The organism is Pirellulales bacterium (assembly GCA_035499655.1).
Classification (GTDB): Bacteria; Planctomycetota; Planctomycetia; order Pirellulales; family JADZDJ01; genus DATJYL01.
Genome location: DATJYL010000152.1, coordinates 1 through 19,422, shown reverse-complemented (window position 1 = coordinate 19,422; position 19,422 = coordinate 1). Strand labels below are relative to the sequence as shown.

Below are 19,422 nucleotides of genomic sequence, written 5' to 3'. Positions count from 1 at the left end.
AAGATGAGATGCGTTTTCCCGTCGGACAGAATGTAAATATCGCACAAGAAAGCGGAGTAAGCAGGTCGTCGGTCGCAGTCAGCAGCGATGCCTTGGCAAAGCCGGACGAATTGGCAGACGAAACGCTCGATATTTTTGGCGCGATACATTGGCGGCCGCACTCACGCAGCGCCGCATGGTTCCAGGCAAGCGACGAAAATTTATTTTGATCCGTCGGTCTCTTTTTCCTCGGTCAGCGCAAGGGCGTAGGCCGTGGCATGGCTGCGGCAGTGAGAAATGCTGATCATTACTTGGGTCACGCCCACCTGCTCCATGAAATCTTTGGCGCCCCCGTACAAGGCCACCGTGGGTGAGCCGCTACGAAGATTACGAATTTCCACGTCGCGCCAACTAATGCCGCGCCGCCAACCGGTGCCCAGCGCTTTGAGCACCGCTTCCTTGGCGGCCCAACGTCCGGCAAAATGCTGCGTGGCCTGCTTGCGGCTTTGGCAGTATTCGATTTCGTGCGGTGTGTAAACGCGGGTGATGAACAGCTCGCCGTGCCGCTCGATCATTTGGGCAATCCGCAAACATTCGACGATGTCGGTTCCAATGCCGAAGATGGACATGAGGGAAAATTGGTCAGTGGTCGGACATCGGCGAACTCAGTCGAGCCGTGGTCAGTGATCGGCTACGAGCCAGAAACCAAGCTACAATCGCCGCTACTGTGATCATGGCTAGAGCATCGAGAGTCCACAAGAGCCATTTGGCCGGCGCTTCCGCCGCCATGAAGCGATAGAAGGTGGCGGGCTGGAATTGGTCTGGTACGAGCGCGGCCGCCAACTGCGCGTTGGGATCGGTCTGCAATTTGGCGGCGAAATCTCGGCGGTAATCAAGATAAAACAACCCATGCTCCGCGGCCGCCATGAGCGTGGCTGCAACGATTGCCGCCCATACCACGGCGAGGCGGCTGCGGAACCTAAGCCAATGGCTGACGGCGACCAGTGCCGAGCCCAGTGCCGCGCCGAACAGCGCGGGAAACACTCCGATCGCGGCGAAGTGCGCCGATTGCAGCCACACGGCAATCCGCGCCAGCGCTAGGGTAATGGACACAGTTGCAAACAACCCAACTACCGCCACCAACCAGCGCGGCGTTGCGGCAGTGGGTGATAACGCATTGGACGGCATGCGGCAATTATCCCTTTACTCCGCAGGCTTTTTCTGCGCGGGCCAAAACCTCGGCGGCTTTTTTGCGAGCCCGATTGGCGCCGTCGGCCAAGATTTCCCGAATGCGCTGCGGATGGGCGGCCAAATCGGCCCGTTTGGCGCGGGGCTCGGCGAAATATTTTTCGGCGGCGTCGGCCAGAGCCTTTTTCACTTCACCGTAGCCGAAGCCGCCCCGGCGGTAAAGTGCGGCCATTTCGTCGCGCTCCGAGGGCGTGGCGACGAGCGAAAATAATTGGAACAGATGGTCGCTATCCGGATCTTTGGGCTGCTCCATAGGGCGCGAGTCGGTGACGATGCGCATGATTTTTTTTCGCTGAGCCTTGGCGTCTTCGAAAAGTTCCAGCGTGTTGTTGTAGCTTTTCGACATTTTTTCGCCATCAAGGCCTGGCACTTTGGCGGAATGGTCCAGCACCTTGGCCTTGGGCATGACGAAAGTTTGGCCGAAATGATGGTTGAAGCTGGCGGCGATGTCGCGGCAGACTTCGATGTGTTGAACTTGATCGGCGCCGACGGGCACGATGTCGGAATCGTACGACAAAATGTCGGCGGCCATGAGGACCGGATACGTGAACAGCCCGGCATCGGCCGAGAGCCCCTTGGAGATTTTGTCTTTGTACGCATGGCAACGTTCCAACAGGCCCATCGGCGTGCCGGTCATCAGGAGCCAGGTGAGCTGGCTGACTTCGGGCACATCGGACTGCACAAACAAAACGGCCTTTTCGGGATTGAGGCCCAGTGCGAGCAAATCGATGGCGGCATCCAAAGTTAACTGAAGCAATTGGGCTGGTTCGCGCACGGTGGTGAGCGCGTGCAAATTGGCGATGAAGTAATAGGCGGCATCCTCATGTTGCAGATCGATGTATTGCCGGATGGCGCCGAAGTAGTTGCCCCAGTGGAATCGGCCCGTCGGTTGTATGCCGGAAAGAACGCGCATGTTGTTAGTGGTCGGTAGTCAGTGGTCAGACTTCGGCGAGCTCTGTCGAGCCGTGGTCGGTGGTCGGGATTCAGTTTGCAATGTGCCGACGATATCAGTGATCGATTTTGCGTCCAATTGGTTCAGAGCGGCCGGCAGGGCATTGAGCAGTTGCATGGTTACGGTGGGATTATAGAAGTTTGCCGTGCCAATTTGCACTGCAGTTGCTCCGGCGATAAGAAACTCCATGACGTCGTCGATCGTCGCGATGCCGCCAATGCCAATGATCGGCGTGCGTACGGCCTTGGAAATTTGGTACACGCAGCGCAATGCCAGCGGCTTGATGGCGGGTCCACTGAGGCCCCCCATTACGTTGCCGAGCATCGGGCGGCGACGCCGCCAATCGACAGCCATGCCCAAAACGGTGTTAATGGCCGAAATGGCGTCGGCCCCGCCATCGGCAGCGGCGCGGCCAATGGCGGTAATGTCGGTCACGTTGGGCGTAAGTTTGGCGACGATGGGAAAGCCGCAGGCTGCCCGACAGCCGGCCACCACGCGGCGGCACATTTGCGGATCGACGCCCAAATCGACGCCGTGGCTGACGTTGGGGCAGGAGATGTTTAACTCCAAGGCCGCGATTCCGGCCAAGCCGTCCAGGCGGCGGGCCATTTCGACGAATTCGTCCAGCGTGCGGCCGGCAATGCTGACGATGATCGGCGCGCCGACGGTTGCCAAATACGGCAGATGATGTTCGATGAACGCTTCCTGGCCGTCGTTATCTAGCCCGATGGAATTGAGCATGCCGGCGGGGGTTTCAAGCGTTCGCCAAGGAGCGTTGCCGGGCCGAGGGAGCCGAGTAATGGTTTTGGGGATGATTCCGCCGAGCCGCTTTAAGTCGACCAATCCGGCCATTTCGCGAGCGTAACCGAAAGTGCCCGACGCCGTGAGAATGGGGTTGGGAAGCGCCAGACGTCCCAAGCGAACGGAAAGATCGACGGATGGCGCAGGTGCGGACATCGAGAGCGAGCAGGGTTCGTGGTTCAGGAATCAGGAATAGGAGATAATGGCGTCAAAAAACTTTTGCTTGCGGACTAGCAGCTTACCGCAATTGGGCGCAAAAAAAAACGCCGCACGGCAGTGTTGCCAAGCGGCGAGAAATGCGTTTTAGAAATGTGCCGGGCAAAGGCCAAGGCGATAGGAACCGCAAACCGAGCCATTACAAAATGCCGCCGTGGGTTCGCCAGGGAGTCATGTGGGACGGCTGATCGAGGAACCAGATTTGTTCCCATTCGTCGAGCGCCTGCCGCAAATCTTCCGACGTGTTGAGCAGTTGGCCCGCCCGGCGCGACGGATCGGCCGAATACATCGGAATGAGGCAGCCGGTAGCGCTGCTGATGGCCAGCCCGGCTACAGTTGCGAATAAAAACCTACGCATCGCACGGTTCCTTCCTGAATTTGCATGCGCCGCAATCCCTTGCGGTGGGTTGAACTGTTGCAGTGTTTGGGTGCGTGGTGTCTGTCGGATCAAATTGGTGGTTCGTCAACACGCCATCGATAGGCGCAAAGGGCGCCATTGGCGGAGTGTCGGTATCAGACCACTAAGCGATTTTGGATATGATTTGTGATGAGTTCCGCTCGTGCAGCTAAAAGATAAGTTTGGGGCTGCACTCGCGCCGGGAAAGGTTACTAATTCTGGATTTGTGCGCCGAGGTCAAATGACTGAAAACTTCCGCCAGGCCGGTCGGTTTACCCCGCCTCTGGGTAGGCATGGCAAGAAAAGTGTCTCCGTACGTTTTTTCTATGCGGCAGTCGATGGCGATAACCAACTGGCCGGTATTGATAGCTCTGCTATCCGCTGCCCTGCATTCCATAACCTGCTGGGGCATTGGCGGTTGGGGTGGCCGACGCTCCGTCGCTAGCTTGGTGAGCGGCGGCTTTGGCCCGCGCTTCGGCGGCTTGTCGTTCCAGTTGCCGGACCTTCTCTTCCATTTCCTTGCCGGGCTTGAAGGTCACGACAAACTTTTCCGGCACAAAGACTTTCGCCCCGGTGCGCGGGTTGCGAGCCTTACGGGCGGCACGCTGTTTGACTTCGAAAACGCCAAAATTCCGCAGTTCGATGCGGCGTTCTTCGACCAAAGTTTCGACGATGGCATCGAAGGTTTTTTGGACGATTTCCTTCGTTTTCAGTTGGGTCAGGCCAATCTCTTCGGAGATGGTCTTTACGATCTCTTTCTTGGTCACGGCGACGGTTCTCCTCTAGCGAGACATAAAGCCGAAGGCTTAAAGTGCCCGTTCGACCCGCCCATATCACGCTCCAAGTGTAGGTGGCGTAAGAAGTAGTGTCAAGCTACCTTTTCGGTTTTGCGACACTATCCGTAACAAGTTACGGCAACAAACGCAGCCTAATTTGGCTCGGAGTGGAACCGGAAGACTGTTCTTAACCTCTAATTTTCAAAGAACTTAGCGCGAGAAGGACGAACCCGATGGAATTTGAAATGCGTAAGTTATTATTAGTAAATTACTTAAGCAAAAGATTCCAAGACTGTGCTGTCGCGCCAAGCGCAGGATAGACTGCGCCTGTTGGCCAATAGTATCGTCGTTTCAATCGCTAAACTTTACCCAGACGGAAGATTTTGTGAGTGCAAGTGCGCGATTAGATTTTAATGACGGCTGATTGCGCCAGCACTTCTTCCACGCTGTAGAGCTTGCCTTGTCCGCTGCCGGGGCAGACCTCGCAGGTTTTTTGCCAGGCCTGCGGCGAGCGAATGTTGGAATCCCAAAAGGGCCAGGTGCGGCATTGGCGGGGTCTGGCTTCGTAGACTTTACACTTGCGCGATTGGTTGTCGAAGAAAACGCAATCGCCGTTGTCGAATTCAATGAGACTTTTGCGTGTGCCAATGCAGCGGACGTAACGGGCTTCGAAATCGTCAGCCGCCAGACCCAGCAATTTGGCTAAAGCCGCGATTTCATCTTCGGTAACCCACACATAGCCTGGGGCGCCGGTGCAGCAATCGCCGCACTGGGTGCATTGAAAGCGGAGGCCATCTTGAAACCAGGGAGCGCGGGGCATGAAGGATGAAGCCAGGGTGAGGAAGTGAAAAAAGTAGTTCGTGAGTCAGTGAGGGTTTTTAGAGACTTGCGAATGGAAGATCAAGATGCCGCGGCCAGTTTTGCGACGGCACTGATGGCGGCATCGATTTGTTCCACGGTGTTGAAGGCACCGACGCTAAAACGGACCGTTCCGCCGCGGTGGAGCGTGCCAAGGGCTTCGTGCATGCGCGGAGCACAGTGCAAACCGGCGCGAACTTGCACGCCGAAGTTGGCATCCAACGCCGCGGCGGCTTCTTGCGGATCATACCCGGCGAGCGAGATACTGACAACGCCCACGGAGCGGCATGCTTGGGCATTCGAGCGAGTCGCGGACGCAAGTGCAGGTTCGTCGCAGTGCAACATCACACCGCGAAGTTGCCGTAAGCCCTCGCGGAGTTGTGCGCTAAGAGCGTGTTCATGAGCTTGAATGTTTGCAATGCCGCGCATTTCCAGCCAGCGCAAAGCTGCGGCCAGGCCGACCAATCCGGGAACATTGTGATTTCCGGCTTCGAATTTGTCGGGAAGCGAATCGGGTTGCTGGTCTTCGTCGCTGCGAGTTCCGGTGCCTCCCTGACGGGACGTTTGCAGTTCGCTCTCCAGTCCGGGGCGAATGTACAGAAGGCCTGTGCCTAACGGGGCCAGTAATCCTTTGTGCGCCGGGGCCGCCAAAAAATCTGCATTCAGCTCGTCGGCCATCAGCGGAATATGCCCGAGCGTTTGGGCGGCGTCGACGAGAAGCCGCGCGCCGTGCTCGCGCACGCTGCGGCCGATCTCGGCCACGTTTTGGATCACGCCAGTGACGTTGGAGGCGTGCGTTATAACGACCAGCCGCGTGTTGGTGCGTAAGGCGCGACGGATATTCTGGGGATCGACGAGGCCGACAGGATTGCAAGGCACACAAGCGACCGTGATTTGGCCGTGTGCTTCCAAATGCCGCAGTGGCCGGAGCACCGAGTTGTGATCGGCGGCGGTGCAAATGGCGTGATCGCCAGGCCGAAGCAGACCATGAATGGCAATGTTTAACCCTTCGGTGCCATTGGCGGTGAAGACAATTTGTCGCGCGCTGGCGGCTCCAATCAGCCGGGCCAAAGCGGCGCGTGCGGCGGCGAGGATGGCGTCAACTTCGTCGGCCTGAACATAGGCGCTGCGGCCTGCCGGGGCGCCGTTTTCGCGCAGATAACAGTCGACCGCCGTGTAAACCGCTTCCGGCTTAGGCCAACTGGTGGCGGCGTTGTCGAGATAAATGCGGCTCATCGATGTTCAGCCAATCTCATTCACCGGAGGGCTTAGCCGCCGATTTGGTACATGGCGCGGGCGGGCTGGACAAAATCGGGGGTGTCGATGCCGTGACCGGCCTTTTTGGCGCGGACGCAGGCGGCGACCAAGATTGCCAATTCATCGTCACTGGCGCCAGAGCGCAGCAGAGCGCGGGCATCCCATTCGACGGTGGAAAACAGACAGTTGCGAACTTGCCCCTCGGCAGTCAGTCGCAGCCGGTTGCAAGCACCGCAAAACGGCTGCGACACGGGATTGATGAAGCCGACACGGCCGTCGCCGTCGAGATAGCGGAAATCAGCGGCGGGCTGGCTGGGATCTGCCACGGGGAGCGGCTCCAACGTGCCGACTTCACGCTCGATGATGTCGCGCACTTCGTCGCCGCTGAGCATTTGATCGTGGTTCCAATGATGCTCCGCATCCAGCGGCATGTACTCGATGAATCGCAATTCCAGGCCGTGCCGGCGGGCAAACAGGGCCAGCGGCACGATTTCGTCCTCGGTCATGCCGCGGATCGAAACCGCATTCAGGCGGATGTTGCCAAAGCCAGCCTGTTGTGCGGCAAAAATGCCGTCCAGCACGCGCTGCAAGCCCTTTCGCCGGGCGATGCGCTGGAAGGCAGTTTCCGAGAGAGCGTCGAGACTGACGTTCAAGCGGTGCAAGCCCGCGGCGTGTAGAGCGTCGGCCTGCTCGGACAGCAGCAGGCCATTGGAGGTGAGGGCAATATCGCGGATGCCGGGCACGGCGGACAGCATTTTCACCAACTTAGGCAACTGGTGCCGCAAGAGCGGTTCGCCGCCGGTGAGCCGCAGCTTGTCGATTCCCAACTTCGCCATAGCCTGTACAAAACGGGTAATTTCCTCGAACGTGAGCAATTCGGAGCGCGGCAGAAATTGGACATCTTCCATCGGCATGCAATAGAAGCAGCGCAGATTGCAGCGATCGGTCACGCTAATGCGCAAGCTGTTGTGAATTCGGCCGAAGGCATCAAGAAGCATGGATAGTGATCGGTGGTCAGTGGTCGGCGGACGAAGTTGGATGGATCCAGTCGGCAGCGCCGTCGGACCAGTTTTCGCGTTTCCAAATGGGCACTTCGGTTTTAATGGCGTCGATCAGCCAGCGGGCGGCGGCAAAGGCATCGCTGCGGTGCGGCGTGCTAACCGCCACGGCCACGCTGATTTCGCCCGGCCGCAAGTGACCCAGGCGGTGCACGACGCAGCATTCGGTTATCGGCCAGCGGCGGCGAGCTTCGGTTTCCAACTCGGCCAGCTTACGTTGGGCCATTTCCGGATAGCACTCATAATCGAGCGAATCGGTGCGGCGGCTGCCGGTTATCTCGCGGGCCGTGCCCAGAAATAACACTACCGCGCCGGCTGCCGGCGTCTGCACACGGTCCAGCAGGGGGGAGGTATCGATGGCGTTGGGGGTCAGTTCGATCATGGGGAATGTGAATGGGTCGAAAAGTCAAAGAGTCGAAGAGTTGAAAAGTCGAAAGAAAGGTCTCCGACAAAACGAATACCCAAAAAAATGTTGCGCAAAACGGCTGGACAACTTTTGGCTTTGGGAATTCCCACTGTTCAGCTTTTCGACCGGCCTAGTACATTCTACCCGCCACTGACCGGAGGGATACATGCTAAGTTAGCGCCAGCGGGAATGGTGGTGGCCTCGTCGGCGTAGTCGGCGTTCACGGCAAAACGCAATTGCAGGCCAAATTGAGCCAGACGGGGGAGCCGAGCCAGTAGGGCTTTCCGCACATCGGCCACGGTGGCGCCGGAGGGGACGTCGAGTTCGACGGCATCGGCGCCGGCCCATTGCCGGGCCGCGGCAAAAAGCTGAAGGCGGATTTTCATGGGGTCAGGCCAATGCTCGATGAGTATTTGGATTTAACGGCGAGGATCAGGTGACGACCAGTTCCTCGCTGCGCTGCGTCAGGAGTTGAGCGATTTCGGGCATCAGGCCGTACGATAAAGCCAGCAGCTTCAGCGGATGAATGGTGGGCTTGGGCGTGCCTTGCTCCATTTGAATTTTGCAGCAACTGCATTCGGTCACGCCGACTTGCAGGGCCGGATCGCGCAGCCGCGAAATTAAACCCCAACCGGCGCGCAGGCTGGTGCGGTAATTTTCGCGTTGCAAACCCCACAGTCCTGCCATTCCGGAGCAGCCGCGTTCGATGGATTGCAGGCTCATTCCAGGAATCAGCCGCAGCAAATTTTCGCTGGGCGTGCCGATGCCCAGCGCACGGATGTGGCACGGCTGGTGATAACCCACGACGGCGTGCAGCGGCTTGAGATCGAGCTGCAACTTTCCTTGTTGATGCAGGGCCCACAAATACGCGCTGGCATCGCTGGTGTTGGCGGCGACGGCCCGGGCGTCGCCATCGTCGATCAGATTGAGATATTCGTGCGTTAAGCACAACACCGTGGAGGGTTCCGTAGCCACGATGTGGTAGCCTTGCCGGACGGCCTCGGCCAAGAGATGCAAATTGTGGGAGGCCAGGCGGCGGGCCGGCCCCAACGAGCCGAGTGAGAAAAACCCCATGCCGCTGGGTTTTTGAGCGGGATGCACGTAGACGGCCACGCCATTATGTTCCATGACTGCCACGAGAGCGTCGGCCAGTTGCGGATCGTGATAGTTGGCATACGTATCGACGAAGTACAGCACTTTGCGGCCCGTGCGGCGAGTGGGGCGCGTGAGCCGGCGGCGGGCGGCACGGCGGGTGAAACTGCGGCGAGCAAATCGCGGCAACTTTCTTCCCTGGGCAATGCCCAAAGTTTTTTCGAGAACCCAACGAGCCACTCGGTTATTGATGGCCCAGTTGGCCAGCGGATGCAAGGAACATCCGAACTGGCTGAGTATGTCGAACCGCGCCAACAGCCATTGGCTGGGCTGCAGACCGTTGGCATCGACGTACATTGCCTTGGCTTCGATCATCAGTTTGGGAATATCGATGCCGGCGGGGCACTCGATGCGGCATTGGTGACAGTTGACGCACAAATCAGCCACGGCTTTGAATTCTTCGCGATGGGCAATTTGCGGATCGGAACGGCCGTCGAACACGGCACGCAGCAAATTGGCTTTGGCTCGCGGCGAGGCTTCCTCGGAAGGCAGGACCCGAAAAATGGGACACATTCGCACATCGGGAAGCTGCGACCGGCAAGCGCCGCAGCCATTGCAACGTTGCGCTTCGTCCACGACCTGTTCCAAATTCCAGTTGAGATGCAATTCGACGGTGCGGGGCGCTGGCGGCGGCGCGGTGACAGGAATTGGATGTTGGGCGGGGGTGTCGCCCAGCAGGGATGTTTGTTCGCGGGGCGCAAGGGGCGGCGTAGCGCCGTTGCCACTGGGCGTGGTTCCCGCGGGGCGAAGATTGCGCACGATGGACGCCGGTTCGTCAGCCACAATTTTCCCGGGATTAAGAATATTGAGCGGATCGAACGTGGCTTTCAATTGGCGAAACACGTCGTACAGTTCGCCATATTGTTGGCGGACGAACGGCGTGCGGCTGTAGCCGTCGCCATGTTCGCCGCTGACAGTGCCTCCCACGGCAAACACCTCGGCATACAGTTCGGCAGCCAACGCTTCCATTTTTTGCACGTCTGCGGGGTTCGTGAGATCGACAAACGGCCGAATGTGCAACTGGCCGTGACCGGCGTGGCCGTATAGCGAAGCCGTGACTTGCAGCTTTTTAAGCGTGTTTTGCAACCGCACCAGGAAATCGGGAAGTTGATCCGGCGGAACCGCCACATCTTCGACAATGGGAACCGGACGCACGGGGCCTTTCAAGCGGTGCAACGTGGGAACTACGCGGCGGGCAAGCTGCCAATAAAAATCGACATCGGCCGAATCGAATGCTTGCCGGGCGTCGAAGGCCAGTTGCGTTTTGCGGCGGACCCGGTCGACCGTGGCCGTAATCTGTTGACGAATTCGCGTGGCATCGTCGCCGGAATGTTCCACCAACAACACGGCTTCCGCTGCGGGCGGGATTAGCACTTCGTACTCCGGGCTGGTTTCGCGAGCCAGGCTTAAATGACGTCGATCCAACAAATCGCAAGCCGCCGGCGCAAACGGCAAAATTTCCTGAATCGCCAGCGCGGCATTCTCCAGGCGATCGAAAAACAGCATGGCCGCGCCGCGAAAACGGGGCAACGGCTGCGTGGCCAGAGTGGCTGCGGTCACCAGAGCCAACGTGCCCTCCGAACCGCACATTAGCCGGGCGAGATTTAGATGGGTCGCGCTAAGCACGTCCGTCAATTGATAACCGCAGGTGTTGACCAACGATTTTGGTTGATGCGCGGCAATTAACTGCGAATTGCGCTCCAAAAGTTCGGCGACTTTTTGCACGAGCTCCTGGCGGCGCGATGTGGCCGCGGTGGGAGGCGCCGCTTCGGCCACGGCGGTTTGCGCGCCGGCATTGCCGTTTTGGCGCGCTGTAGATTCGCCCGACGGAGCGACCTCGAAGGACAACGATTCTCGGCCCAAATTCATCACCGTGCCGTCGGCCAACACCACTTCCAGGCTGAAAACATGTTGCCTGGCCGAGCCATATTTCGGCCAGTAGCTGCCCGAGGCGTCGACGGCGATGACGCTGCCCATGGTGGTGACGCTGCTGTTGGCGGGATCGGGGCCGAAAAGGCGACCGAAACCGCGCAAATGCTGGTTCAACAGGGCCAGCACCGCGCCGGATTGCACATGAACTGCTTCGGCTTCGGTTCGCACAATGCGGCGCATGTAGCGCGAAAAATCGATAATGATTCCCCGGCCCAGCGCTTCTCCCGCCAGGCCGGTTCCCGCCCCGCGGGCGTGAATGGAAATTTTCTTTTCGGCGGCGTATTTGACCACGGCCGACACGTCGGCAGTGTTGCGCGGACGGACCACGGCCAGCGGCTTCAACTCGTACAAACTGGCGTCGCTGGCGAACAATTGCAGGAACACGTCGTCGCAGCGCACGTCGCCGGCGACAAGCCCGCGCAGGTCGTCTTGAATTCGTTGGCGTTCGGGATCCATGGGCTATGCCCCGGACTGGGTCCAGGACTAAACGTGCGCTTGGGCTGATGTTTTGGCGCCCTGCTCCCTGCGCGGTGCTTCCCGTGTTTCCGCCAGGCGGATTTTCTGCTGGCGGTGGCGTTCGTGGGTTTCCAAATTGAACGATTCGTGTTCATCGACGTCAGTCGCTCCGCGATACATGGCCCCACAGCGATAACACATCAAAGCGTTGGGCACAAACACGTACAACACCACGTCGATCAGCGCCGTCACAAACAAGATGGTAAAAGTCAGGTACAGCATGCTGTATGCCCAGGCCACACAACTGCCCAACAGCCCCACGGTGACAATGGCCACGCCGAGCTGCTGGGGAAAATCTTTGCGGACGAATAAATCGGTGCTAGGGCAAGCCAGGCAGCGATGCACGCCGCCGTGACGGTCGATGGCGCCGGGTGGAATTTGCCAGGTCTGGCCGCACTGCGTGCAAGACAAACTTTGGGCTGGGGTCGAGCCCGTTGCGGACGAGCCCCCGCTGTCAGGAGCGATTTCCGTGCGATTGGCCGCCTCGCACTTAGGGCAGGGAAAGGTGACGTTCATCCATCTATCATAAAGGATAACCACTGCTGCTGGACAGTAGCAGGCTGGTTAATTCGCCCAAAAACGTGGCCAGCACGGCGACATACAAAATGCCTGTGGCGCTTTGCGTGTTTGGGATTTTGAGCGTTTGCCAGGCCATCCACGTGAGCATTGCCGTGCCGAAAATGCCCGCGGTCCAACGCAGCACCAGCAGCCACGATTGCACGGTGGAAAGTTCGCCGCCTTGCAAATGCATCAACAGAAAAGCCATCAGACAAACCGCACCTCTCGCCACGGTGGCCGTCGCCATCAGCTTGAGTAATCTGTTCAGCGGGCTAATTTCCATGGTCGGCGAGTTGAGATACCAATGTCCTAAAAACATCGCCGCGAGAGTCCCACCCAACAGGATCCCAGCTGTGAATACATTGGAGGTCCAAAGACATAACATCCCGAACGGAGGCGAGTTATCGATGACCAGAGCTGTCGCATCGCCAGTGCCCATAGGAACCGTCTGCGAGGTAATTGCGTTGGCCAGAGACAGGGCAAAGATCATCCACAGAATCCGCAGCCCTGTTTTCGGCCTCTCGTATAACCAGCTAGTTGCGCAGGCGTAGCTGAACACTGCAGCGGCCAGCGGCATCCACCAAACAAGCTCCCCATGACTGCTTACTGCTGCAAGTGTGGCGATGACATTTAAGCCCAGCAGAACATAGGCATGATTACGAAAAAATCCGCTGGTGACTTTCTTGGGCGAAGTAATCGCCATGGCGAATGCCAATCCGAGCGACAAGCGAAGGACGAATTGGCTGAGAATAAACATAACAGCAGAAAGCAGAAAGCAGAAAGCAGAAAGCGAACTTGTGTCTGCCTTCTGCTTTCTGCCTTCTGCCTTATATTTACCGCCGTTCGCCGTAAATTAGCGTCATCACTTCCGAGCGGCTGGACAGGTTGGAGCGGAACACACCCTTCATGGCCGAGGTCACGCAGACGCTGCCTGGCTTGCGCACGCCGCGGATGGTCATGCACGTGTGCGTGGCTTCGATCACCACGGCCACGCCTTTGGCATCCAATTCGTCCACCAGCAAATTGGCAATGTCTTCGGTCATGCGCTCCTGCACTTGCGGCCGTTTGGAGACCACTTCGACCACGCGGGCCAGTTTGCTGAGCCCGATGACGCGGCCATTGGGAATGTACGCGATGTGCGCTTGACCCATGAAGGGGAGCATGTGGTGCTCGCAAATGCTGTTGAAGGCGATGTCGCGAATCAGCACCACTTCGTCATACTCCTGCGTGAAGAATTTTTGTAAATGGGCGCGGGGATTTTGGTGCAATCCACTGAACAGCTCGGCATACATGCGGGCCACGCGGGCTGGTGTTTCGCGGAGGCCTTCGCGGTCAGGGTCTTCGCCGACGGCGGCCAGAATTTCGCGCACGGCATGTTCGATGCGCGGCAGATCGACAGTATCTGAAGCGAGCGACGCTGCCGCCGCTTCATCTTCTTCCAAATCCAGCGTGCTGTTGAAAATGTCGGTATGGATCGGATGTGGAGACATGGCAGCTGAATTTGTAATGGGGAATGGGGAGTGTGGAATGCGGAAGATGATCGACGTGCGGTAGGAATCAATTGCTGCTGAACGCCGGCGGAAAGTCCCGATTGCACAGGGGGCTGCCTTTTTTGCCCCCCGTCAAACACTCTAATAGTAGCAGGGCGCGCAGGTCGGGAAGAGGCTGGGCGAGCAATTCGGTCTTGATTTTTTGGTCCAAGTTCGACGTATAAGTCACAATATCGGTTAACATTCCCAGGTTGATTTGATCGGTCAAAAACGGCTCCAATTGCGATTGCGCCACGGGCAACTTGGGCAGGACTTTTCGAAAAGCCGCAACCAAACGGCGTTGCAAGGCGCCGCGGCGTGAAGCGTTTTCCTCAGGATAAACGTCATCCAAGAGCGTCACTTCCGCCTCGCGAAACAATTTTGTCGGTGGTAGCTCGCGGACAATTTTAATGCGCCGCAGGCCCCACACCAGCACATTATATGTCCCCTGCTCGGTCACGTGATGCGTGGCCACGCGGCACAAACAGGCCACCGGGTGCACCGGCGGACGGCCTTCGTAATCGGTCTCCCAGCCCGGGGACAATAAACAGAGGGCGAACAACCTGTCGCCAGCCAGCGCTTCTTCCAGCATGGCCCGATAGCGGGGCTCGAAAATGTGCAGCGGCTGCATGACGTGCGGAAACATCACCAAATTTGGCAGCGGAAACAGCCTCGCGGTGCCGCTGAATGTATCTGCCGAAAATGAGAATTCATCGGATGGCATAAATGCTCAATTGAACCGCGGAGACGCAGAGACGCGGAGCAGAAAATATCTAATTTCGAATAACCAATATCTAATGAATGACCAATGATCGCACGAAGTGGCGGAGCTAAATCTCAATGACCAACGCCGGTGGTTTTCCTTGGTGATTGGTGCTTGGGCACTCGTCATTCGACATTCCTCTCCGCGCCTCTGTGTCTCTGCGGTGAATTTTATCCCGCCGGCGGGTCGAGGTGTATTTCCGGAATCAGTTCCGGATCGAGCTCGATGACGGGAAACTCGTCCGCGTTGCACAGGGCCACTTCGGCAAAGCAGCGATCGAATTCACCCAGGAATTTTTCCAAATCCAGGCCGATGTGTCTGGGACAATACGGATTCAAATAACCACAAGTGCTATGATACAGTTTTTTGGCGCCCCGGATGTTGCCGTTGCCGAAATGAAACAACGCGACGGCGGCCTGAATGAGCCCCTGGTAAAATTTGCGCGACGGACCACGATAATCGGTCCACAATTCCTCCCACGATTCGTGACTCTCGAAGAAATCGCACTGATTGAAGTATTCGATCCCCTCCAAGTATAATGGATGATAGTTGCTTTCGTCGTCGGCTGGATGTTCGGCCATGAGGGCAACCGCTCAAGTTGGCGCATGCACAGCGTGCTCGTCTGATAACATCATACGCATTTGTTGAGTTTTCAACAGAGGCGGGAACAGCCTGATGGCATCCACCCAGTCACCGGTGGCCGAATCGCTGCGGCAAGCTTTGTTTGCCAATCGTCCGTTGATGCCGGCAAAAGACCGGGCCGCTTTGGTGACCTTGTACGCGCGATGGTCGTGGAACGACATGGCGCAATTGACGGCTGGGGCCGTGCAGGAGCTTTCCGCGCTGCGTGGCCAACGGGTGGCCGTGGTGCATCGTGGTGACGGTCCTACTTGGGCCGCACTGGCGGCGCTCGATGAATTACGGGCCGACGTATTTTTGTTGAATCCCATGCTGAGCCGCGCTGCGCAGCGTCAATTGGCCGACGAATTCAGTTTGGCGGCGATTGTTTCCACAGCGAATGCCGTCAACGGCGAACGACAGGTTCATGAAATTCAGCCGTTCGAAAACGCCGCCGCCGGTAGCGGGCAAAGCACCGTCACCATTCTCACCTCGGGCACTTCTGGGCGACCCAAAGCCGTGCGGCATCATTGGGGCAGCCTGTGCCGGCCTGTGCGATTGACGGCGGCCCAGCAACCGCCCGTTTGGCTACAAACGTATTTGCCCAATTTGTACGCCGGCGTGCAGGTGTCGTTGCAATGCCTGCTGAATGGCGGAATGCTGGTGTGTCCCGATCCAGCTGCCGATGTTGACCAGATCATCGAAATGATGCTCCAAGAGCGCGTGGCATTTGCATCGGCTACGCCATCCTATTGGCGGCGGTTGCTGCTGTTTGGCAATGCGCAAAAGCTGCGCTCCGTGCCGCTGAAGCAGATCACACTGGGGGGCGAGGTGGTCGATCAGCAGGTTTTGGATTTGTTGAAAGCCACATTCCCGCAGGCCCGAATCGCGCACATTTACGCCACCTCGGAATTGGGGCGGTGTTTTTCTGTGACGGACGGCCAAGCAGGATTTCCGGCCCGTTGGATTGGATCGGTGACAACCGACGGCGTGGAATTGAAGATCGAAGAGGACGAACTCCTGGCCCGTTCGCCCAATGTCATGCTAGGTTATGATAGGTTAAGCGTTCCGTCTGATATAAACGCCGGCAGCGCGCCAGCGAACGCGTGGATTGCCACCGGCGATCTCGTGCGGCGAATTGGCGACCGCTGCGTGTTTGTCGGCCGAAGCAGCGACATGATCAACGTGGGCGGGAACAAGGTTTACCCGCAAGAAGTAGAACCCGTGTTGCGGGCCGTTCCCGGCGTGGCTGACGTGCGAGTGTACGCAGCGCAATCATCGCTGGTAGGGCAATTGGTGGCGGCGCAAGTGGTGGCGGCACGTGCGGAGGAAGCCGATGCGGTGAAAGACAGAGTTATAGAAACGGCGGCGCGAACTTTGGCCCCGCATCAACGGCCGCGATTGATTGACATGGTGGCACGAATTGAACTTTCCGACGCAGGCAAAATGGTGCGGCGATAACGTACGATACTGGCAATAAGCCAATAGCGGAGATGACTGCGTGGATTCCGGCGAAGGTAAAAATCGACACATTATTGTCAGCGGCGGCAGTCGCGGGCTGGGGCAAGCGTTGGTGGATGAACTGCTGCGGGCCGGTTACCGCGTGAGCACGTTCAGCCGGAAACCATCGCCGTTCACCGATTCGCAGGCCAAAAATTCGAACTTTTTTTTTGCCACGGCAGACGTAGCGGAGCGGGCGGCTTTGCCGACATTTGTGGAGACGGCGGAAAATCGCTTCGGCATTCCCTACGGACTTGTGAATTGCGCTGGCATGGCCGTGGAAGGCGTGTTGGCGATGACGCCGGAGGAGGAAATTGAGCGGGTGATGCAAATCAATTTGATCGGCGCGTTGACGTTGACTCGCTGCGTGGTTCGCCGCATGCTGCTCGGCAGCGGCGGCGGGTCGATCGTCAACATTTCGTCGATTATCGGCTTGCGCGGCTACAGTGGGTTGTCGGCCTATGCCGCCACGAAGGGCGGCTTGGACGCCATGACCCGCTCCTTGGCCCGGGAACTGGGCGAGCGGCAAATCCGCGTGAATTCGGTCGCACCTGGATATGTGGAAACGGAAATGACGCACGGCCTGAGCCGGGAACAGCTCGATCAAATCAAACGCCGCACGCCGCTGGGCAGGCTGGCCCAGCCGGCCGATGTTGCCAGCGTGGTGCGATTTTTGCTCTCCGACCAGGCGCAGTTTGTTACCGGCCAAACGCTGGTCGTGGACGGCGGCATTACCGTGTGACGGGCGCCTGTTCTAATGAGCCCACCGCCGGGCAAGCCCGGCGGCTAAATTGTCGACGATGATATTACCGCCGCGATTGGGTTTGCATCAAAAGCCTGAGAATGTACATGAACAGCAAGGCGACAGAGGCAAACAGCGCCAGTGCGGCGGCCACGTGCTGCCCAATGCGGTAATGATACAGCACGTTCGACGTGTCGTACAAAATGTATCCACAAGCCAGCACGATCACGCCTACCGTAAACAGTGTGCCCAGATTGAATCCAAATAACCACGAGCACACAATCAATCCCATGAGGGCAAAGCCGGCAATCGTCAGGCCGGTGCTCAAGAACGAGAAATCATGCCCGGTTACAAAGACAGCCACCGTCAAACCGGCGAACATCAATAAAGTAATGGTGCCCGCGGTGGGAATGATATTTTGATTATTAGCGAGGTGCGCGGCATAGTACAGAATCGGGATGAAAATCAACGATTGAACGACGACGTAAAGAGCAAGTCCCGCGTATTGCATGCCGACCGATGTCGAACCGTTCGCCCAGGAACGTGCGACCGTAGAGGCCAAAATGAACAGCCCGAAGGCCACGATCAAGCCAAAGTTGCCAGCGCCCATCAACCGCTGCATGGCATCGCCAGCAAACGACGTGTTCAGGTAAATCGCTTCCAGGCCACAAAACGCTACCACCGCGCCGAGCAAATGCAGGTACGTTTTCTTGATGAAATCGGCACGTTCGTTCGGTTCGGCCCGGGCGGCAATGTCGCCCCACATCGATGGCTGTGATAATTGATTCGGATTTTCAGCGAAGCTCATAGCGGGTTCCCTTTGATTGGTAAAGGAGTGGTCGGGTTTTTTAGTGAGTAATGGGCCCTAAGCGGGCAGTCGGAAACGACAGTCGCCCGATGGGGTTGAACCCTCATAAACCTATCCCTCAGGCGGTGTAGCGTCAAGCTAGAATGCGGTCCAAGTGGGGCGGCGGCTTGACACTTTTCGTTACCAGCCGCACAATCGCCAGAGCGGTTCAATGGGTCGAAAAGTCCAAGAGTCAAAATGGTAGAGAATCTCTTTGACTTTTTTGACTCTTCGACTTTTTGACCCAGGCGCGAAACGTGTGTCGCGCTGCTGATCTTTAGCGCAGGAAAGCTCCCAGGATGGCAGTAGCCAGCGCGCTAGAACCGAAACGCCGAGCCGCAAAAGTCGCCAAGCTGTTGGCGGCCGAGTATCTCGATGCCCGCTGCGCATTGCATTTTTCCAGTCCGTTGGAATTGTTGATTGCCACGATACTTTCGGCGCAGTGCACCGACGTGCGGGTGAACCTGGTCACGCCGGGGCTGTTCAAAAAGTATTCCAAGGCGGCGGCGTTTGCGGCGGCCAATCGCAGCGATTTGGAAAGGGCCATCCAAAGCACCGGTTTTTTTCGCAATAAGGCTAAAAGCATTCAGGAGTGCTGCCGAAAACTGGTGGAAGAGCACAGGGGGCAAGTGCCGCAATCGCTGGAGGAATTAGTGAAGCTGCCCGGCGTCGGACGCAAAACGGCCAACGTGGTGCTGGGGACCGCCTTTGGCATTGCTTCGGGCGTCGTGGTCGATACGCACGTCAGCCGAATTGCCCATCGGCTTGGTTTGACGAAACAGACCGACGCGGTGAAAATTGAGCGCGATTTAATGGCCCAGTTGCCCCAGCGCCAGTGGATTAACTTCAGTCACCGGCTGATTCATCACGGCCGCCGGATTTGCACGGCGCGCAAGCCCCGCTGCGAGGATTGCGTATTGAACGTGGTTTGTCCGAAAATTGGCGTGAAGGAAAAAACCGGCGCCGGCCATAAAGTTTTACCCCAAAAACGCCGCCGCGACTAACTAAATCCGACAACATACGCCACTCACCACTCACTTCCTCACCACTTACCGGCGCCTTGGAATGATTCTCACGGGCAACGAAATTCGCAAGCAGCTGGGCGGGAACATCGTCATCGATCCGTTCGATGCGCGAAATCTCAATCCCAACAGCTATAACCTGACGTTGCACCACGAGCTGATGACTTACGAAGAGGTGGTGCTCGACATGCGGAAAGCCAACCGGGTGCGGCGCGTTGAAATTCCGGACGAGGGGCTGATCCTTAGTCCCAACCAATTGTACTTGGGCCGCACGGTGGAGCGGACCGAAACGCAC

Annotated in this window: 23 protein-coding genes; 5 read left to right on the top strand and 18 right to left on the bottom strand. The window is 58.0% G+C overall.

Going from position 1 to position 19,422, the window contains the following annotated elements:
- A partial coding sequence (locus VMJ32_11040; GenBank protein ID HTQ39557.1) for a hypothetical protein occupies positions 1–209 on the top strand: 209 nt, incomplete at its 5' end.
- Here VMJ32_11040 and acpS read toward each other — a convergent pair.
- The 17 genes from acpS to VMJ32_10955 form a co-directional block, all read right to left on the bottom strand.
- On the bottom strand, positions 201–608 hold the full coding sequence (gene acpS / locus VMJ32_11035; protein ID HTQ39556.1) for a holo-ACP synthase: 408 nt from the start codon (positions 606–608) through the stop codon (positions 201–203). The two genes, VMJ32_11040 and acpS, sit on opposite strands and share 9 nt — an antisense overlap.
- Positions 609–621: 13 nt before the next feature.
- Entirely contained in the window at positions 622–1,167 is a 546-nt protein-coding gene (locus VMJ32_11030) for a hypothetical protein (GenBank protein ID HTQ39555.1), read from the bottom strand.
- Between the two features lie 7 nt (positions 1,168–1,174).
- A complete protein-coding gene (gene trpS, locus VMJ32_11025; GenBank protein ID HTQ39554.1) occupies positions 1,175–2,140 on the bottom strand; it encodes a tryptophan--tRNA ligase in 966 nt (321 codons plus the stop codon).
- Positions 2,141–2,158: 18 nt separating this feature from the next.
- On the bottom strand, positions 2,159–3,136 hold the full coding sequence (locus VMJ32_11020; protein ID HTQ39553.1) for a dihydroorotate dehydrogenase: 978 nt from the start codon (positions 3,134–3,136) through the stop codon (positions 2,159–2,161).
- A gap of 199 nt (positions 3,137–3,335) precedes the next feature.
- Positions 3,336–3,554 (bottom strand): hypothetical protein, encoded by a 219-nt coding sequence (locus VMJ32_11015; protein ID HTQ39552.1) that lies wholly within the window; start codon positions 3,552–3,554, stop codon positions 3,336–3,338.
- A gap of 413 nt (positions 3,555–3,967) precedes the next feature.
- Positions 3,968–4,360 (bottom strand): HU family DNA-binding protein, encoded by a 393-nt coding sequence (locus tag VMJ32_11010; GenBank protein ID HTQ39551.1) that lies wholly within the window; start codon positions 4,358–4,360, stop codon positions 3,968–3,970.
- A 412-nt stretch (positions 4,361–4,772) separates the two neighbouring features.
- Positions 4,773–5,189, bottom strand: coding sequence for a YkgJ family cysteine cluster protein (locus VMJ32_11005; protein ID HTQ39550.1), 417 nt, complete (start codon positions 5,187–5,189; stop codon positions 4,773–4,775).
- Between the two features lie 80 nt (positions 5,190–5,269).
- Positions 5,270–6,463 (bottom strand): aminotransferase class V-fold PLP-dependent enzyme, encoded by a 1,194-nt coding sequence (locus VMJ32_11000; protein HTQ39549.1) that lies wholly within the window; start codon positions 6,461–6,463, stop codon positions 5,270–5,272.
- A gap of 32 nt (positions 6,464–6,495) precedes the next feature.
- Positions 6,496–7,482, bottom strand: coding sequence for a GTP 3',8-cyclase MoaA (moaA, locus tag VMJ32_10995; GenBank protein ID HTQ39548.1), 987 nt, complete (start codon positions 7,480–7,482; stop codon positions 6,496–6,498).
- Positions 7,483–7,498: 16 nt separating this feature from the next.
- The gene (locus VMJ32_10990) at positions 7,499–7,924 is read right to left on the bottom strand and encodes a molybdenum cofactor biosynthesis protein MoaE (GenBank protein HTQ39547.1); all 426 of its coding nucleotides are present in this window, start codon (positions 7,922–7,924) and stop codon (positions 7,499–7,501) included.
- 164 nt (positions 7,925–8,088) lie between these two features.
- Positions 8,089–8,334 (bottom strand): MoaD/ThiS family protein, encoded by a 246-nt coding sequence (locus VMJ32_10985; protein ID HTQ39546.1) that lies wholly within the window; start codon positions 8,332–8,334, stop codon positions 8,089–8,091.
- 46 nt (positions 8,335–8,380) lie between these two features.
- The gene (locus tag VMJ32_10980; protein ID HTQ39545.1) at positions 8,381–11,488 is read right to left on the bottom strand and encodes an anaerobic glycerol-3-phosphate dehydrogenase subunit C; all 3,108 of its coding nucleotides are present in this window, start codon (positions 11,486–11,488) and stop codon (positions 8,381–8,383) included.
- Between the two features lie 27 nt (positions 11,489–11,515).
- Positions 11,516–12,064, bottom strand: a complete 549-nt coding sequence (locus VMJ32_10975; protein ID HTQ39544.1) for a hypothetical protein — start codon at positions 12,062–12,064, stop codon at positions 11,516–11,518.
- A 7-nt stretch (positions 12,065–12,071) separates the two neighbouring features.
- Positions 12,072–12,863, bottom strand: coding sequence for a hypothetical protein (locus tag VMJ32_10970; GenBank protein ID HTQ39543.1), 792 nt, complete (start codon positions 12,861–12,863; stop codon positions 12,072–12,074).
- A 76-nt stretch (positions 12,864–12,939) separates the two neighbouring features.
- Positions 12,940–13,596, bottom strand: a complete 657-nt coding sequence (folE, locus tag VMJ32_10965) for a GTP cyclohydrolase I FolE (protein HTQ39542.1) — start codon at positions 13,594–13,596, stop codon at positions 12,940–12,942.
- A 67-nt stretch (positions 13,597–13,663) separates the two neighbouring features.
- Positions 13,664–14,359: an LON peptidase substrate-binding domain-containing protein gene (locus VMJ32_10960; GenBank protein HTQ39541.1), complete on the bottom strand. Its 696-nt coding sequence runs from the start codon at positions 14,357–14,359 to the stop codon at positions 13,664–13,666.
- A gap of 209 nt (positions 14,360–14,568) precedes the next feature.
- Positions 14,569–14,979: a DUF309 domain-containing protein gene (locus VMJ32_10955; protein HTQ39540.1), complete on the bottom strand. Its 411-nt coding sequence runs from the start codon at positions 14,977–14,979 to the stop codon at positions 14,569–14,571.
- Positions 14,980–15,073: 94 nt separating this feature from the next.
- On the opposite strand from VMJ32_10955, the gene VMJ32_10950 reads away from it, so the two are divergent.
- Positions 15,074–16,477, top strand: coding sequence for a class I adenylate-forming enzyme family protein (locus VMJ32_10950; GenBank protein ID HTQ39539.1), 1,404 nt, complete (start codon positions 15,074–15,076; stop codon positions 16,475–16,477).
- Positions 16,478–16,517: 40 nt separating this feature from the next.
- Positions 16,518–17,258 (top strand): SDR family oxidoreductase, encoded by a 741-nt coding sequence (locus VMJ32_10945; protein HTQ39538.1) that lies wholly within the window; start codon positions 16,518–16,520, stop codon positions 17,256–17,258.
- 64 nt (positions 17,259–17,322) lie between these two features.
- Here VMJ32_10945 and VMJ32_10940 read toward each other — a convergent pair whose 3' ends face one another.
- On the bottom strand, positions 17,323–18,066 hold the full coding sequence (locus tag VMJ32_10940) for a Bax inhibitor-1 family protein (GenBank protein HTQ39537.1): 744 nt from the start codon (positions 18,064–18,066) through the stop codon (positions 17,323–17,325).
- A 338-nt stretch (positions 18,067–18,404) separates the two neighbouring features.
- On the opposite strand from VMJ32_10940, the gene nth reads away from it, so the two are divergent.
- Together nth and VMJ32_10930 are read left to right on the top strand one after the other, a co-directional pair.
- Positions 18,405–19,109, top strand: a complete 705-nt coding sequence (nth, locus tag VMJ32_10935) for an endonuclease III (GenBank protein ID HTQ39536.1) — start codon at positions 18,405–18,407, stop codon at positions 19,107–19,109.
- Between the two features lie 61 nt (positions 19,110–19,170).
- Positions 19,171–19,422 (top strand): dCTP deaminase (locus VMJ32_10930; protein HTQ39535.1); only part of this gene is annotated, 252 nt, incomplete at its 3' end.

Excerpts from the sequence above, each read along its gene's own strand:
- VMJ32_10970 (HTQ39543.1), bottom strand. The coding sequence starts at position 12,863 with ATGTTTATTCTCAGCCAATTCGTCCTTCGCTTGTCGCTCGGATTGGCA.
- VMJ32_10950 (HTQ39539.1), top strand. The coding sequence starts at position 15,074 with ATGGCATCCACCCAGTCACCGGTGGCCGAATCGCTGCGGCAAGCTTTG.
- trpS (HTQ39554.1), bottom strand. The coding sequence starts at position 2,140 with ATGCGCGTTCTTTCCGGCATACAACCGACGGGCCGATTCCACTGGGGC.
- VMJ32_11000 (HTQ39549.1), bottom strand. The coding sequence starts at position 6,463 with ATGAGCCGCATTTATCTCGACAACGCCGCCACCAGTTGGCCTAAGCCG.
- VMJ32_10975 (HTQ39544.1), bottom strand. The coding sequence starts at position 12,064 with ATGAACGTCACCTTTCCCTGCCCTAAGTGCGAGGCGGCCAATCGCACG.
- nth (HTQ39536.1), top strand. The coding sequence starts at position 18,405 with ATGGCAGTAGCCAGCGCGCTAGAACCGAAACGCCGAGCCGCAAAAGTC.
- VMJ32_10955 (HTQ39540.1), bottom strand. The coding sequence starts at position 14,979 with ATGGCCGAACATCCAGCCGACGACGAAAGCAACTATCATCCATTATAC.
- VMJ32_10985 (HTQ39546.1), bottom strand. The coding sequence starts at position 8,334 with ATGAAAATCCGCCTTCAGCTTTTTGCCGCGGCCCGGCAATGGGCCGGC.
- VMJ32_11015 (HTQ39552.1), bottom strand. The coding sequence starts at position 3,554 with ATGCGTAGGTTTTTATTCGCAACTGTAGCCGGGCTGGCCATCAGCAGC.
- acpS (HTQ39556.1), bottom strand. The coding sequence starts at position 608 with ATGTCCATCTTCGGCATTGGAACCGACATCGTCGAATGTTTGCGGATT.
- VMJ32_10960 (HTQ39541.1), bottom strand. The coding sequence starts at position 14,359 with ATGCCATCCGATGAATTCTCATTTTCGGCAGATACATTCAGCGGCACC.
- VMJ32_10980 (HTQ39545.1), bottom strand. The coding sequence starts at position 11,488 with ATGGATCCCGAACGCCAACGAATTCAAGACGACCTGCGCGGGCTTGTC.
- VMJ32_11020 (HTQ39553.1), bottom strand. The coding sequence starts at position 3,136 with ATGTCCGCACCTGCGCCATCCGTCGATCTTTCCGTTCGCTTGGGACGT.
- VMJ32_11030 (HTQ39555.1), bottom strand. The coding sequence starts at position 1,167 with ATGCCGTCCAATGCGTTATCACCCACTGCCGCAACGCCGCGCTGGTTG.
- VMJ32_10940 (HTQ39537.1), bottom strand. The coding sequence starts at position 18,066 with ATGAGCTTCGCTGAAAATCCGAATCAATTATCACAGCCATCGATGTGG.
- VMJ32_11005 (HTQ39550.1), bottom strand. The coding sequence starts at position 5,189 with ATGCCCCGCGCTCCCTGGTTTCAAGATGGCCTCCGCTTTCAATGCACC.
- VMJ32_10990 (HTQ39547.1), bottom strand. The coding sequence starts at position 7,924 with ATGATCGAACTGACCCCCAACGCCATCGATACCTCCCCCCTGCTGGAC.
- moaA (HTQ39548.1), bottom strand. The coding sequence starts at position 7,482 with ATGCTTCTTGATGCCTTCGGCCGAATTCACAACAGCTTGCGCATTAGC.
- folE (HTQ39542.1), bottom strand. The coding sequence starts at position 13,596 with ATGTCTCCACATCCGATCCATACCGACATTTTCAACAGCACGCTGGAT.